Here is a 13,179-nt window from a genome sequence, read left to right as displayed (position 1 = left end):
ACGGCGTCGCGGCGGTGTGCACCCTACCACCGCTTTTGGATCTTCAGCATCTCGCGCACCTCGCTCGGCCCCATGACGCCCACGTTCATCGCCGAGAGCATCGTCGCCGCGCGCTCGACCAGCGCGCCATTCGTGGCCGGGACGCCGCGCGACAGCCAGATGTTGTCCTCGAGCCCGACCCGCACATGCCCGCCCGACAGCACCGATTGCGCCACATAAGGCAGCTGCATCCGGCCGATCGAAAACGCCGAGTGGATCCAGCCCTTGGGCAACTGCGCCAGCATCGCGTTCAGCGCGGGCAGCTCGGCAGGTGCGCCATAGGGGATGCCCATGCACAGCTGCACCAGCACCGGATCGTCGATCAGCCCCTCTTCGACCAGAGTCCTAGCCAGCCACAGGTGGCCCAGATCGAAAACCTCGATCTCGGGCTTCACGCCCGCGGCGCGGATGCGCCGGGCCATCGCGCGCAGCATGCCGGGCGTGTTGGTCATCACGTAATCGGCCTCGGCAAAGTTCATGGTGCCGCAGTCGAGCGTGCAGATCTCGGGCAGCAGCTCCTCGACATGGGCGAGACGCTCGGCGGCGCTGGCCATGTCGGTGCCGGCCCCGAGCGGCAGCGGCGCCTCGGGCGGGCCGAGCATCAGGTCGCCGCCCATCCCCGCCGTGAGGTTGAGGATCACATCCGTGCCGCTGTCGCGCACCCGTGCCACCACCTCGCGGTAGAGCTTCGGGTCGCGCGCGGGCGCGCCCGTCTCGGGGTCGCGCACATGGACATGCGCGACCGCGGCTCCGGCCCCGGCCGCCTCGACGCAGGCGGCGGCGATCTGCGCCGGGGTCACCGGCACACGGTCGCTGCGCAGATGGCTCTGCCCCGAGCCGGTCACGGCGCAGGTGATGAACGCGTTCCAGTTCATGTCGATGCTCTCCCCAGGCGACGACCGCCCGGATCGACGCTAGGCCCGCGCACCCCGGTTGCGCAACCGCGTGCGGCGCCAAGGACACCGGGGCGATCATCATCGCGTGTCTCTGGGATACCGGGCTGGCGCGGTCCTAGATCGACACGTCGGGAAGCGCGTCGAAGGCGATCCTGAGCGCGTCGCTCCAGCCGCCCGAGATCGCGAGATACTGCGCGTCGTCGCCCTCGATCCGGTGCGTGCGCCCGGTCTCGAAGCTGTCGGCCTCGTAGATCTGCAGATCGAGCGGCAGCCCGACCGAGAGGTTGGCCTTGATGGTGCTGTCGTAGCTCACCATCAACAGCTTCACCGCCTCGTCGAAGCTCATGGCCGGGTCGAACACCCGCACGAGGATCGGCCGGCCGTACTTGGTCTCGCCGCTCTGGAACCACGGCATGTCGTCGCCGGCCTCGATGAAGTTGCCCTCGGGGTAGATCAGGAACAGGCGCGGCGCGCTGCCGCGCACCTGTCCGCCGAGGATCAGCGTTGCGCCGAAGGTGCCCGCATCGGCGGACATCTGCCCCTCGCCCGCGCGCGCGATCTCTTCCTTGAGCAGGTCGCCCACCATCCGCGCCACCGCGAACATCGAGTTCTGGCCCAGGATCGACGGGTGCCGGTCGGCGGGCGATTTCAGCCGCTCGTCGATCATGCTCACCACCGCCTGCGTCGTGGCGAGGTTGCCCGCCGTCAGCAGGGTGATGGCCGAATCTGCATCCGTCCAGCTGAACATCTTGCGACAGCTCGAGATGTTGTCGACACCGGCGTTGGTGCGGGTGTCGGACATGAACACCAGCCCCCGGTCGAGCCTGAGGGCACAGCAATAGGTCATGATCGCTCCATTCAGTCCTGCCGCACTTCGAGCGCGACACACAGATCCTCATTGGCCGTGCCATAGCGAAAGCCGTTGACCGGCGCGGCCTCGGCATAGTCGAGCCCGGTCGCCACCCGCACATAGCGCGCGTCCGGCGAGATCGCATTTGAAATGTCGAAGCCGACCCAGCCCAAGCCCTGCAGATGCGCCTCGGCCCAGGCGTGGGTCGCCTCCTGCGCCACGCGATCATCCATCATCAGATAGCCCGAGACATAGCGCGCGGGCACGCCCATGGCGCGCGCGCAGCTGATGAAGATATGCGCGTGATCCTGGCACACGCCTGACCCGGCGGCGATCGCGTCTTCGACCGTGGTGCGCACGTCGGAGCTTCCGGTGCGGTATTCCACCGCGTCGCGGATCGCCTGCGACAGCGCGTGCAGCCGCTCGAGCGGTCCCATCTTGGGCGCCAGCCCCGCCACCAGCCGACGGCAGCCCGCGCCGGGCCGGGTCAGCGGCGTCTGCCGCTCGAACAGCCACAGCGGCATGTGCCCCGCATGGGCGCCGTGCACCCCGTGGTGATCCTCGATCTCCAGCTCGCCCTGCGACATGATCTCGATTTCTCGCGTGCCCGGATCGACCGAGATCAGCTCGACCGTGTTGGCGTGGTGATCCTCGAAGCAAAGCTCGCGCCGCCCGCCCGTCACGGTGGTCGTCCACGACACCACGCGCTGCGCGCCGCTCGACTTCGGCGTCAGCCGCAGCTGCTGCAGCCCGAAATCGACGGGACCGTCATAGCTGTAGGTGGTGCGGTGCGTGATGCTCAGGCGCATGGGGGCGCTCCTGCAAGTAGGGGGCGGCTCATCGGTAGAACCTGTAATCGATCTCGATCTGCCGGTTCAGATGGCCGATGCAGCCCTCGAAATCGACGAGGAACTCGTGCAGCCCGGTCTCGAAAATCGCGTCGATGGGCCGGGCCAGCAGCTTTTCGTTCATCTGGTCGGCGATATCGTGCGATGGCAGCCTTTCGCCGTAATCGGTGGCGAGGTAGCCGAGGTTCTCGCGCAGCTTGTGGGCGCAGAAGGCAAGGCTGCGCGGCATGGTCCGGTCGTGGAGGATGAACTGCGCGATCTCGCGCGGGCGCAGCTCCTGACCAAAGCGCATCTGATAGGCGCCGACGCCGGAGACCGAGCGCAGGATCGTCTCCCACTGGATGTCGTCGAGCCGCGATCCCACGGCCGAGGCCGAAGGCAGCAGCACGAAATACTTCACGTCGAGGATCCGGGCGGTGTAATCCGCCCGCTCGCAGAACATGCCGAGGCGGCAGAAGTCGTAGATGTCGTTGCGCAGCATCGTGCCGTGGGTCGCGCCGCGCACGAAGGCCGCGCGTTGCCGGATCATCCGCAGCACGTCCTGCAGGTCGCGGTCCGCCACCCGTCGCTTCATCGCGGCGGCGAGGCTCATCCACGCCTCGTTCACCGCCTCCCAGACCTCGCGGGTGAGCGCGGTGCGCACCACGCGGGCGTTGTCACGCGCGGCCTTGACCACCGACAGCACCGACGACGGGTTGTCGGCATCGCGCAGCATCCAGTCGATGGCATGGTCGCGGGTCACCGCCTCGTGCTTGGCCATGTAGCCCTGATAGGTGCCCGAGGCCTGCAGCACGCTGGCCCATTCGTCGTCCGCCGAGGACCGGGTAAGCGCGATGCGCTGGCCGACCTCGACCATGCGGGCGGTGTTCTCGGAACGCTCCAGATACCGAAACATCCAGTAGAGCCCGCCCGCCGTCTTGCCCAGCGTCGTCATTCTTCAAGCACCCACGTGTCCTTGGTGCCGCCGCCTTGGCTCGAATTCACCACCAACGATCCTTTCTTGAGCGCGACCCGCGTGAGGCCGCCCGGCGTGATCGACACCCCCTCGGGCGAGACCAGAACAAAGGGCCGCAGGTCGACATGGCGTGGCGCCAGCCCCGCGCGCGTGAAGATCGGCACGGTCGAGAGCGACAGCGTTGGCTGCGCGATGTAGTTGCCGGGCCGGGTCTTGAGCTTGTCGCGAAACGCCGCGATTTCCTTTTTCGAGGCCGTCGGCCCGATCAGCATGCCGTAGCCGCCCGAGCCGTGCACCTCCTTGACGACGAGCTCTGGCAAGTTGTCGAGCACGTAGGCCAACGCGTCCGGCTCCGAGCAGCGCCACGTCGGTACGTTCTTCAGAATGGCCTTCTCGCCGGTATAGAACTCCACGATCTCGGGCATGTAGGAATAGATCGCCTTGTCGTCGGCGATGCCGGTGCCCGGCGCGTTGGCCAGCGTCAGCCGCCCCGCGCGGTAGACATCCATCAAGCCCGGCACGCCAAGCGCGCTGTCGGGGTTGAAGTTCATCGGGTCGATCCAGTCGTCGTCGACGCGGCGATACAGCACGTCGATCGGGGTGTAGCCGCGCGTCGTGCGCATCGCCACGCGCCCGTCGATCACCCGCAGGTCGTGGCCCTCGACCAGCTCCACCCCCATCTTGTCGGCCAAAAAGCTGTGCTCGTAATAGGCCGAGTTGTAGCTGCCGGGCGTCAGAATGCCGACCACCGGCTTGGACCCCGCGCTCGCGGGCGCGCAGGCGCAGAGCGAGCGGTGCAGCTGCGACGGGTAGGACGAGACCGGCCGCACCCGCGTCTTCATGAACAGCTCGGGAAACATGTGCAGCATGGTTTCGCGGTTTTCGAGCATGTAGCTGACGCCCGAGGGCGTGCGGGCGTTGTCCTCGAGCACGTAGAACTCGTCCTCGCCGGTGCGCACGAGATCGGTGCCGACGATGTGGGTATAGACCCCGCCCGGCGGGTCGACGCCGATCATCTGCGGCAGGAACGCCTCATTGCGGGCGATCGCCTCGATTGGCACCCGTCCGGCGCGGATGATCTCCTGCCTGTGGTAGATGTCGTGCAGAAAGGCATTGATCGCGCGCACCCGTTGCTCGATGCCGCGCGACAACCGGTCCCATTCGCGCGCGGCGATGACCCGCGGCACGATGTCGAAGGGGATCAGCCGCTCGCCCGCGTCCTGCTGTCCATAGACGTTGAAGGTGATGCCGGTGAGGCGGAACAGGTCCTCCGCCTCGCGGGCCTTGCGGCGCAATCGCCCCGGATCCTCGCCCTGAAACCAGCCGTCGATGGCGGCGTAAGGGGGCCGGAGGGCGGCGTCGCGGCCCCACATCTCGTCGAATGTTCTACTGTCGCTCATGGCTTGACGATACGCCGCCGCGCGACCGCGCCAATCGCGCTTCGTCGCCGCCGCGCTGCATGGCCCGATCACGGGCAGGCGCGATGCATCGCAGCCTAATCGCGAGGCATCTGGAGCGTTTTGCAGGCATCCGGCAAAGTCTTGCCCCCTGTGAGGCAGTGCATCGCACCGCGGGTCGGACCCCTACAGGCGTTGGGGGCGTCCCTTACGGGGGCGTCTAGCCGGCGGAGGCACTGATATGGGCAAAATCGGAAAGCGCGCTGCCATCGCTTGCGCTCACCCCTTGAAACCGGCCATACACCATCCATATGGATGGCACACGGAAGGAGAACCGCCAATGAAGGAGCGCATGGCCGACAGCGAGAAGATCACCATCAACCTCGGCCCGGTCGATCTGGGCCGGATCGACCTGCTGGTGCAGGAGGGGTTCTTCTCGAATCGGACCGATTTCATCCGGACGGCGATCCGCACCCAGCTCGCCGCGCAGTCGGCCGAACTGGGCCGGTCGATCGAACGGCACCGGCTGGAGCTGGGCCTGCACGATTTCACCCGCGCCGATCTCGAGGCGCTGCGCGACGCGGGCGAGGTTTTGCATGTCCGCGTGGTCGGGCTGGCGCGCTTCGCCCCCGATATCGACCCCGAACTAGCGCGGCAGACCATCGCCTCGCTGACCGTCCTAGGCGCGCTTCAGGCGCCCGCCGCCCTCAAGGCGGCCTTGGCGGACCGTATTGCATGAGGCCCGATGGGGCCGTTGAGAGGACGACGAGATGAGGCATGACATGAGCGCAATGATGCAGCGCGCGATGGCCGCGCTGCGGTCCCAGGACCCGATGGCCGCCACGCGCGAGATACAGGCCGGGCTCAGCGGCAAGGGCACGGCCGCGCAGCCCGCCCCCACCGACAAGACCGCGACACCCGACGCGCGGAGGGGCAAGGTGGACATCCTGCCGCCCGACGGATCGCAGACGCAGAGGTCCAAACCGCAGGCTCGCCCCCAGCCCCGCGCCGAAGACGCCGAGATCCTCGACGAGACCCCCTCGCGGCGCTCACTCCTGCAGCGGCTACAGGCGCATCTGCCGGGCTGCGCCGATTGCGGCACCGCGTCACCGGGAACGGCATCGCCGCTGTCGGGTCTGGCGTCATCGGGTCTGGCGTCATCGCTGTCGGGGCTGGGCACCTCGCTGCCGGGCATGGCCCGACCCGCGACCGAAATTCCCCTGCCCCCCGGTGCCCGCTTCGAGCGGCGCTCCCACGCGGGGCCCGAAGGCGGCCGCGACTACCGCCTCTATGTCCCCTCCTGCGGGGCGGCTCAGGTGCGTGGGCTGATCGTCATGCTGCACGGCTGCACCCAGACGCCCGAGGATTTCGCCAGCGGCACCGGCATGAACGCCGTGGCCGAGGCCGAGAACCTCGCCGTGGCCTGGCCCGAGCAGACCCGCGCGGCGAACATGCAGTCGTGCTGGAACTGGTTCGAGGCCGCGCACCAATCGGCGGCGCAGGGCGAGCCTGCTATTCTCGCAGCCCTGACCCGCGCGCTCTGCGCCGAATTCGGCGTCGGCCCCGAAAGGTGCTTTGTCGCCGGGCTGTCGGCGGGCGGGGCGATGGCCGCGATACTGGGTGAGACGCATCCCGACCTCTTTGCCGGGATCGGCGTGCATTCGGGCCTGCCCGCCGGGGCCGCGCGCGACATGGTTTCGGCGTTCTCGGCGATGCGTGGACAGGGTGGAGGCCGGGCCGCCGCTGCAACGGGGCCACGTCTCTTCGTGATCCACGGCGATGCCGACCGCACGGTCGACGTCTCGAACGCCCACAAGCTCATGGGCGAGGCGCGCGGCGAGGCGGCCCCCGCCACGGCCACGGCCACGGGCCGCGACGCCCGACGCCAGCTCTACCGCGACGCCTCGGGCCGGGTGCGGGCAGAATTCTGGATCGTCGCGGGCGGCGGACACGCATGGTCGGGCGGCAGCCCGTCGGGCTCCTACACCGACCCGCAAGGTCCCGACGCCTCGCGCGAGATGGTCCGCTTCTTCCTCGATGCCGAATGACGCGGATGGGGCCGCCCCTCGGGGTGGCCCCGTTTTGCTTAGCCGCGCCCGATGAAGGGCATCTTGGTCGCCATGACGTTCATGAACTGCACGTTGGCCTCGGGCGGCAGCGACGCCATGTGCAACACCGCATCCGCCACATGGGCCACGTCCATCACCGCCTCGACGGCGTTCGAGCCGTCGGCCTGCGGCACGCCGCGGGTCATCGCCACCGCCATGTCGGTGAGCGCGTTGCCGATGTCGATCTGCCCGCAGGCGATATCAAACGGCCGCCCGTCGAGCGACAGCGTCCGCGTCAGCCCGGTCACCGCGTGCTTGGACATGGTGTAGGGGGCCGAGCCCGGGCGCGGCACATGCGCCGAGATCGAGCCATTGTTGATGATCCGCCCGCCCTGCGGCGCCTGTCGACGCATCAGCCCAAAGGCCCCGCGTGCTGCCAGAAACATTCCGGTGATGTTGACGTCGCAGACCTGTTTCCAGTCGGCCACCGGGATCTCGTCGATCGGCCGCCCTGGCGCGTTGGTGCCCGCGTTGTTGAACAGCGCGTCGAGACGGCCCCATTCGGCCTCGATCCTCGCATAGAGCGCATCGACCGACGCCTCGTCGGTGACGTCGCAGGGCACGATGAGCGCAGAGGCGTGGCCCGCCGCCGTCTCGATGAGCGGGTCCTCGCGCCGTCCGGTCAGCGCCACGCGCCAGCCCGCCTCGAGGAACCGGCGCGCCGTGGCGCGGCCGATGCCGCTGCCCGCGCCGGTGATCAGGATCGTCTTACTCATCTCATGCCTCAATGGTTGTCGCGCGGCAGGTCGCGGCCGACCTTGTGATAGGCCGTCGCCAGTTCAAGACAGCCGCCATCGGCGAGCTGGCCCACGTTCTTGCGGTAGATCTCCTGCCACGGCGTCTGGTTGCGCAGCTCGGGCGGCGACCACGCGGCGCGGCGCGCGTCCCATTCGGCGTCGTCGACCAGCGCGTCGAGACGGCAGGCCGCGAGGTCGAGCCGCACCCGATCGCCGGTCTTCAGCAGCGCCAGCCCGCCACCGACCGCCGCCTCGGGCGAGGCGTTGAGGATCGAGGGGCTCTCCGAGGTGCCCGACTGCCGTCCGTCGCCCACCGTCGGCAGGTGGTCGATGCCCTGCATCAGCACCGCGTCGGGCGGCTGCATGTTCACCACCTCGGCCGAGCCGGGGTAGCCGACGCAGCCGACGCCGCGAATGAACAGGATCGTCTCGGCGTCGATCTCCAAGGACGGGTCGTTGATCCGCTCGTGGTAGTCCTCGGGTCCCTCGAACACCACGGCGCGGGCCTCGTAGATGCCCTCTTGGCCAGGGCGCGAGAGGTACCGCTCGCGGAAGCCCTCGGAAATCACGGAGGTCTTCATCAGCGCGCTGTCGAAGAGGTTGCCCGAGAGCACGAGAAAGCCCGCGTTGATGCGCAAGGGCGCGTCATAGGTCAGGATCACATCGGTGTCGCGGCTCTCCCAGCCCTTGAGGTTCTCGCCCATGGTCTGACCGCTCGCGGTCATCGCGCCCTCGTGGATGCGGCCCGCCTTGCGCAGCTCGCCCATCACCGCCGGGACGCCGCCCGCGCGGTAGAAGCTTTCGCCGAGGTATTTCCCGGCGGGCTGCATATTGGCCAGAAGCGGCACGTCGAAGCCCACCTTCTGCCAGTCGGTCACGTCCAGCTCGACCCCGGCGTGCCGCGCGATCGCCTGCAGATGCGGCGGCGCGTTGGTCGAGCCGCCGATGGCCGAGTTCGTGACGATGGCGTTCTCAAAGGCCTCGCGCGTCAGGATGTCGGAGGGTTTGAGATCCTCGTGCACCATGGCGACGATGCGGCGGCCCGTCTCATAAGCCATCGCCATCCGCTCGCGGAACGGGGCCGGGATCGCCGAGTTGCCGGGCAGCGTCATGCCCAAAGCCTCGGCCATCGCGTTCATGGTGCTGGCCGTGCCCATGGTGTTGCAATGGCCCAGGCTTGGCGCCGAGGCGCAGACCCGGCCCATGAACTCGTCATAGTCGATCTTGCCCTCGGCCAGCAGGCGGCGGCTTTCCCAGATGATCGTGCCGGAGCCCGCCCGTTCGCCCTTCCACCAGCCGTCGAGCATCGGCCCGCCGTTGAGCGCGATGGCGGGGAGGTCGACCGTCGCCGCCCCCATCAGCATCGCGGGCGTGGTCTTGTCGCATCCCGTCGTCAGCACCACCCCGTCGATCGGATAGCCGTGCAGCACCTCGACCAGACCGAGATAACTCAGGTTGCGGTCGAGCGCCGCCGTGGGCCGCTTGCCGGTTTCCTGAATCGGGTGCACTGGAAATTCCATCGGGATGCCGCCCGCGTCGCGGATGCCCGCCTTGATCCGGTCCATCAGGAACACGTGGATCTTGTTGCAGGGGGCCAGATCGCTGCCGGTCTGCGCGATGCCGATGACGGGCCGCTCGCTCTGCAATTCGCCCTGCGTGTAGCCCTGGTTCTGATAGCGTTCGATATAGAGCGCAGTCATGCCCGGGTTATTGGGGTTGTCGAACCATTCCTGGCTGCGGAACTTGCGCTTGGCGCGGGTGTCCATGGCCGTCTCCTCCCTCGTGCGGCGCCCAAACCCGGTGCCGCCTATCTGCTTGTGGCAGGATCGTTAAATGGTATACCAAATGCAAGAGCCAATCCGCCCCCTGCCGCATCGTGACCGGAGCCTCCCCATGCCGCCGCCTCGCCACCCTTTTCGCGCGGGCTTTCGCGACTGCCTGCCCTTCGTGTTGATCGTGATCCCCTTTTCGACCCTGTTCGGCGTTGTTGCCCGCGACGCTGGCCTCGACCTTTTGCAGGTGATGTCGATGTCGGTGATCGTCATCGCGGGCGCGTCGCAGTTCACGGCGCTGGCGCTGCTGCAGGACGGCGCGCCGGTCTTCGTGGCGCTCTTGGCGGCGCTGGCGGTGAACCTGCGCATGGCGATGTATTCTGCCGCCCTCGTGCCGCATCTGGGCGCGGCTCCCTTGGGGCTGCGCGCCCTCGCGGCCTATCTCATGGTCGATCAGAGCTTTGCCGTGGCGGTGCGCCGCTACGAGGACAGCCCCGAGATGACCCTGTCGCAAAAGCTGCGCTACTACTTCGGCTGCATGGCCGTGGTCTGCCCGATCTGGTATGGCTGCACCTTCGCGGGCGCGCTGATGGGACAGGCGATCCCGGCCTCACTGTCGCTCGATTTCGCGGTGCCGGTCTGCTTCATCGCCCTGCTCGCGCCGCTGCTGCGCAGCCTACCGCATCTCTTCGCGGCGCTGGTGTCGTCGGTCGTCACCATCGGCTTTGCGTGGCTGCCGTGGAACCTCGGCCTGCCGATCGCCGCCACCGCCGCGATGATCACGGGCGCGCAGGCGGAGCTGTTCCTGCGCCGCCGCGCGGCGCGGCGCGCGGGGTGCCCGGCATGATCGGCGCGGTCGAATTCTGGAGCCTGACGCTGGCGCTTGGTCTTGGCACCTTCCTGATCCGGTTTTCCTTTCTCGGGCTGTTGGGGGGCAAGCAGCTTCCCGACTGGCTGCTGTTGCACCTCAAATACGTGGGCGTCGCGGTGTTCCCGGCGCTGATCGTACCCGCCGTGCTCTGGCCCGCCGCGACGGGCGGCGAGACTCAGGCCCCGCGGGTGATCGCAGCGCTGATCGCGGTGCTGGTCGGGCTGCGCTACGGCCCGGTGGGTGCGATCGTCGCGGGGCTCGCCACGCTCTACGCGGCTCAGGCGCTGCTCTGAGCCACCGCCGCTTCGAGGTCGAGCCCGTTCAACGCGGCCACGTGATCGGCGAGCCAAGGCACGTAATCGCCGCCCTTCCCGGCCGCCTCCATCTGCGCAAAGGCGTTGCGGATCGCCGCGCCCAGCGGGTTCGCCATCCCCGCCTCGGTCGCCATCGCGGCGGCATAGCGCGTGTCCTTGGCGGCATTGGTGATGGTAAAGCGGTGCACGTCGCGCTCGCGGGCGACGGCGGCGCGCATGAAGGTGTCGAAGAAGCCGTTCGACAGCCGTGAGCCGCCGATCACCTCGCGCACCGCCTGCGGGCTCAGCCCCGACTTCACCCCCATGGTCAGCGCCTCGGCGTAAAGGGCGGCGTAGCCCATGGAGATGAAGTTCATCACCAGCTTCATGCGGTGACCCGAGCCGGTGTCGCCGACATGGGTGATGTTGCCGGCCCAGACCTCGATCACCGGCTTCACCTTGGCAAAGGTCTCGGCGTCGCAGCCGACCATCGCGTCGAGCGTGCCCTCCTCTGCCTCCTTCGGCGTGCGCCCCAAGGGCGCGTCGACGAGGGTCATGCCAGCCGCCGCCATCTCGGTGGCGAGAGCGGCGGTCGACACCGGGTCGGCGGTGGTCGTGTCGATCACGATCAACCCCTTTCGCCCGCTTGCCAATATCCCGTCCTCGCCCCGGATCACCGCCTCGACCTGGCCTGAGTTCGACAGGCACAGGTGGATGATCTCGCAGCTTTCGGCCATCTCGCGCGGGCTCGGCGCCTCGACAGCCCCTTGCGCCACCAGCGCCTCGACCGGCGCGCGGTCGCGGTTGCCCTTGACCATCATCGGATATCCCGCGCGCGCGAGGTTCGCCGCCATGCCGCGCCCCATGAATCCCAGCCCGATGAAGCCGATCTTTGCCTTGTCCGTCATTGTCCCTCCCGCGCCGCACCGGGCGGCTTGATGCATCGCGAAAATGGTATACCAATTGGAGCGGAGGACAAGCGTGGGCTGCGAGGCCCGCGCCGGGAGGACAGATGCAGACCATTCATCCGGCCGCCGCAGCGGCCATCGCGGCGCTCGCGCCGATTTTCGGCGACCGCCTTGCCACCTCGGCTTCGGTGCGCGCGCAGCACGGCGGCAACGAGGCGCATTACCCCGAGGCCCCGCCCGACGCCGTGGTCTTTCCCGAGACCACCCAAGAGGTCGCGGCCCTGCTGCGCATCTGCCGCGCGCAGGGCTGCCCGGTCACCGCCGTCGGGGCCGCCAGCGCGCTCGAAGGCCACCACCTGCCGATCCACGGCGGCATCAGCCTGAGCCTCGCGCGGATGAACCGCGTGCTCGCGGTCCACCCGCAGGACATGGACGCGGTGGTGCAGCCCGGCGTCACCCGACGCCAGCTGAACGAGGAGCTGCGCGCCACCGGGCTGATGTTCCCGGTCGATCCCGGCGCCGACGCGAGCCTTGGCGGCATGGCCGCGACCCGCGCCTCGGGCACCACGGCGGTCCGCTACGGCACGATGCGCGACAACGTGCTGGCGCTCGAGGTGGTGCTGGCCGACGGGCGCGTCATCCGCACCGGCAGCCGCGCGCGCAAATCGAGCGCGGGCTTCGATCTCACCCGGCTGATGATCGGCTCCGAGGGCACGCTCGGCATCATCACCGAACTGACGCTGAAGCTGCACGGCCAACCCGAGGCGGTCTCGGCCGCGACCTGCCGCTTCGGTTCGGTCGCCGAGGCGGTCGATTGCGTGATCGCGACGATCCAGTCGGGTCTCGCGGTGGCGCGTATCGAACTGCTCGACGAGATGATGCTGCGCGGCTTCAACGCCTATCAGGGCAGCGACCTGCCGGAGGAGCCGCATCTTTTCGTCGAATTCCACGGCTCGCCCGCGAGTGTCGCCGAACAGGCCGAAGCCTTCGGGGATCTGGCGGGGGAATACGGGGCCTCGGCGATGCGCTGGACCGACCGCGCCGAGGAATGCCGCGAGCTATGGCACATGCGGCATCAGGCGCATTACGCGACCGGCGCGCTCGATCCGGGCAAGCGGACGCTTGCCACCGATGTCTGCGTGCCGATCTCGCGGCTGGCCGAGGCGGTGACCCACGCCCAATCCCTCGCCCGCGAACTGAACCTCACCTCGACCATCGTCGGCCACGTCGGCGACGGCAATTTCCACTGTGGCCTGCGCGTCGATCCGAATGATGCGGAAGAAATGGCCCGGCTGCACCGCTTTACCGACGCGCTGGCCGAAAACGCGCTGCTCTTGGGCGGCACCGTCACCGGCGAACATGGCGTGGGCCTTGGCAAGATCGCCTACATGACCGCCGAACACGGCGAGGCCGTCGCGGTGATGCGGTCACTCAAATCCGCCCTTGACCCCAAGGGCATCCTCAATCCGGGCAAGATGCTGCCCCCCCAAGACGAAGGCTGACCG

At 68.5% G+C, this 13,179-nt stretch carries 13 protein-coding genes; 5 read left to right on the top strand and 8 right to left on the bottom strand.

The window, feature by feature from the left end:
* Positions 1-23: 23 nt before the first annotated feature.
* The 5 genes from AADJ02_RS10910 to AADJ02_RS10890 form a co-directional block, all read right to left on the bottom strand.
* On the bottom strand, positions 24-914 hold the full coding sequence (locus AADJ02_RS10910; protein ID WP_341213035.1) for a 3-keto-5-aminohexanoate cleavage protein: 891 nt from the start codon (positions 912-914) through the stop codon (positions 24-26).
* Between the two features lie 136 nt (positions 915-1,050).
* Positions 1,051-1,782, bottom strand: coding sequence for a peptidase (locus tag AADJ02_RS10905; protein WP_341213034.1), 732 nt, complete (start codon positions 1,780-1,782; stop codon positions 1,051-1,053).
* 11 nt (positions 1,783-1,793) lie between these two features.
* A complete protein-coding gene (locus tag AADJ02_RS10900) occupies positions 1,794-2,594 on the bottom strand; it encodes a transglutaminase family protein (protein ID WP_341213033.1) in 801 nt (266 codons plus the stop codon).
* Positions 2,595-2,622: 28 nt separating this feature from the next.
* Positions 2,623-3,567 carry an alpha-E domain-containing protein gene (locus AADJ02_RS10895; protein ID WP_341213032.1) on the bottom strand — a complete coding sequence of 315 codons (945 nt, stop codon included), beginning with the start codon at positions 3,565-3,567 and terminating at the stop codon, positions 2,623-2,625.
* A complete protein-coding gene (locus AADJ02_RS10890) occupies positions 3,564-4,988 on the bottom strand; it encodes a circularly permuted type 2 ATP-grasp protein (protein ID WP_341213031.1) in 1,425 nt (474 codons plus the stop codon). Before AADJ02_RS10890 ends, AADJ02_RS10895 begins: the two co-directional genes overlap by 4 nt.
* Positions 4,989-5,325: 337 nt before the next feature.
* Here AADJ02_RS10890 and AADJ02_RS10885 point away from each other — a divergent pair, with 337 nt between their 5' ends.
* Together AADJ02_RS10885 and AADJ02_RS10880 are read left to right on the top strand one after the other, a co-directional pair.
* A complete protein-coding gene (locus AADJ02_RS10885; RefSeq protein ID WP_341213030.1) occupies positions 5,326-5,724 on the top strand; it encodes a CopG family transcriptional regulator in 399 nt (132 codons plus the stop codon).
* 43 nt (positions 5,725-5,767) lie between these two features.
* Complete coding sequence (locus AADJ02_RS10880; RefSeq protein WP_341213029.1) at positions 5,768-7,033, top strand: PHB depolymerase family esterase; 1,266 nt, start codon at positions 5,768-5,770, stop codon at positions 7,031-7,033.
* 38 nt (positions 7,034-7,071) lie between these two features.
* Here the strand turns inward: AADJ02_RS10880 and AADJ02_RS10875 are convergent, their stop codons facing one another.
* Positions 7,072-7,809, bottom strand: coding sequence for an SDR family oxidoreductase (locus AADJ02_RS10875; protein ID WP_341213028.1), 738 nt, complete (start codon positions 7,807-7,809; stop codon positions 7,072-7,074).
* 8 nt (positions 7,810-7,817) lie between these two features.
* On the bottom strand, positions 7,818-9,596 hold the full coding sequence (locus tag AADJ02_RS10870) for an IlvD/Edd family dehydratase (RefSeq protein WP_341213027.1): 1,779 nt from the start codon (positions 9,594-9,596) through the stop codon (positions 7,818-7,820).
* Between the two features lie 127 nt (positions 9,597-9,723).
* Here AADJ02_RS10870 and AADJ02_RS10865 point away from each other — a divergent pair, with 127 nt between their 5' ends.
* On the top strand, positions 9,724-10,449 hold the full coding sequence (locus tag AADJ02_RS10865; protein ID WP_341213026.1) for an AzlC family ABC transporter permease: 726 nt from the start codon (positions 9,724-9,726) through the stop codon (positions 10,447-10,449).
* Positions 10,446-10,766: an AzlD domain-containing protein gene (locus AADJ02_RS10860; RefSeq protein WP_341213025.1), complete on the top strand. Its 321-nt coding sequence runs from the start codon at positions 10,446-10,448 to the stop codon at positions 10,764-10,766. The genes AADJ02_RS10865 and AADJ02_RS10860 overlap by 4 nt, the downstream gene beginning before the upstream one ends.
* Here the strand turns inward: AADJ02_RS10860 and AADJ02_RS10855 are convergent.
* The gene (locus AADJ02_RS10855; RefSeq protein WP_341213024.1) at positions 10,751-11,674 is read right to left on the bottom strand and encodes an NAD(P)-dependent oxidoreductase; all 924 of its coding nucleotides are present in this window, start codon (positions 11,672-11,674) and stop codon (positions 10,751-10,753) included. The two genes, AADJ02_RS10860 and AADJ02_RS10855, sit on opposite strands and share 16 nt — an antisense overlap.
* A 104-nt stretch (positions 11,675-11,778) precedes the next feature.
* On the opposite strand from AADJ02_RS10855, the gene AADJ02_RS10850 reads away from it, so the two are divergent.
* A complete protein-coding gene (locus AADJ02_RS10850) occupies positions 11,779-13,176 on the top strand; it encodes an FAD-linked oxidase C-terminal domain-containing protein (RefSeq protein WP_341213023.1) in 1,398 nt (465 codons plus the stop codon).
* The last annotated feature ends 3 nt before the right edge of the window (positions 13,177-13,179 follow it).

This window comes from uncultured Limimaricola sp. (assembly GCF_964022235.1).
Classification (GTDB): Bacteria; Pseudomonadota; Alphaproteobacteria; order Rhodobacterales; family Rhodobacteraceae; genus Limimaricola.
This window is presented reverse-complemented; position numbering and strand designations above follow the sequence as displayed.

Bases quoted from the DNA above. Each gene is read 5' to 3' on its own strand.
- AADJ02_RS10905 (WP_341213034.1), bottom strand. From the start codon at position 1,782: ATGACCTATTGCTGTGCCCTCAGGCTCGACCGGGGGCTGGTGTTCATG.
- AADJ02_RS10875 (WP_341213028.1), bottom strand. From the start codon at position 7,809: ATGAGTAAGACGATCCTGATCACCGGCGCGGGCAGCGGCATCGGCCGC.
- AADJ02_RS10860 (WP_341213025.1), top strand. From the start codon at position 10,446: ATGATCGGCGCGGTCGAATTCTGGAGCCTGACGCTGGCGCTTGGTCTT.
- AADJ02_RS10890 (WP_341213031.1), bottom strand. From the start codon at position 4,988: ATGAGCGACAGTAGAACATTCGACGAGATGTGGGGCCGCGACGCCGCC.
- AADJ02_RS10870 (WP_341213027.1), bottom strand. From the start codon at position 9,596: ATGGACACCCGCGCCAAGCGCAAGTTCCGCAGCCAGGAATGGTTCGAC.
- AADJ02_RS10885 (WP_341213030.1), top strand. From the start codon at position 5,326: ATGAAGGAGCGCATGGCCGACAGCGAGAAGATCACCATCAACCTCGGC.
- AADJ02_RS10895 (WP_341213032.1), bottom strand. From the start codon at position 3,567: ATGACGACGCTGGGCAAGACGGCGGGCGGGCTCTACTGGATGTTTCGG.
- AADJ02_RS10865 (WP_341213026.1), top strand. From the start codon at position 9,724: ATGCCGCCGCCTCGCCACCCTTTTCGCGCGGGCTTTCGCGACTGCCTG.
- AADJ02_RS10850 (WP_341213023.1), top strand. From the start codon at position 11,779: ATGCAGACCATTCATCCGGCCGCCGCAGCGGCCATCGCGGCGCTCGCG.
- AADJ02_RS10910 (WP_341213035.1), bottom strand. From the start codon at position 914: ATGAACTGGAACGCGTTCATCACCTGCGCCGTGACCGGCTCGGGGCAG.
- AADJ02_RS10900 (WP_341213033.1), bottom strand. From the start codon at position 2,594: ATGCGCCTGAGCATCACGCACCGCACCACCTACAGCTATGACGGTCCC.
- AADJ02_RS10880 (WP_341213029.1), top strand. From the start codon at position 5,768: ATGAGCGCAATGATGCAGCGCGCGATGGCCGCGCTGCGGTCCCAGGAC.
- AADJ02_RS10855 (WP_341213024.1), bottom strand. From the start codon at position 11,674: ATGACGGACAAGGCAAAGATCGGCTTCATCGGGCTGGGATTCATGGGG.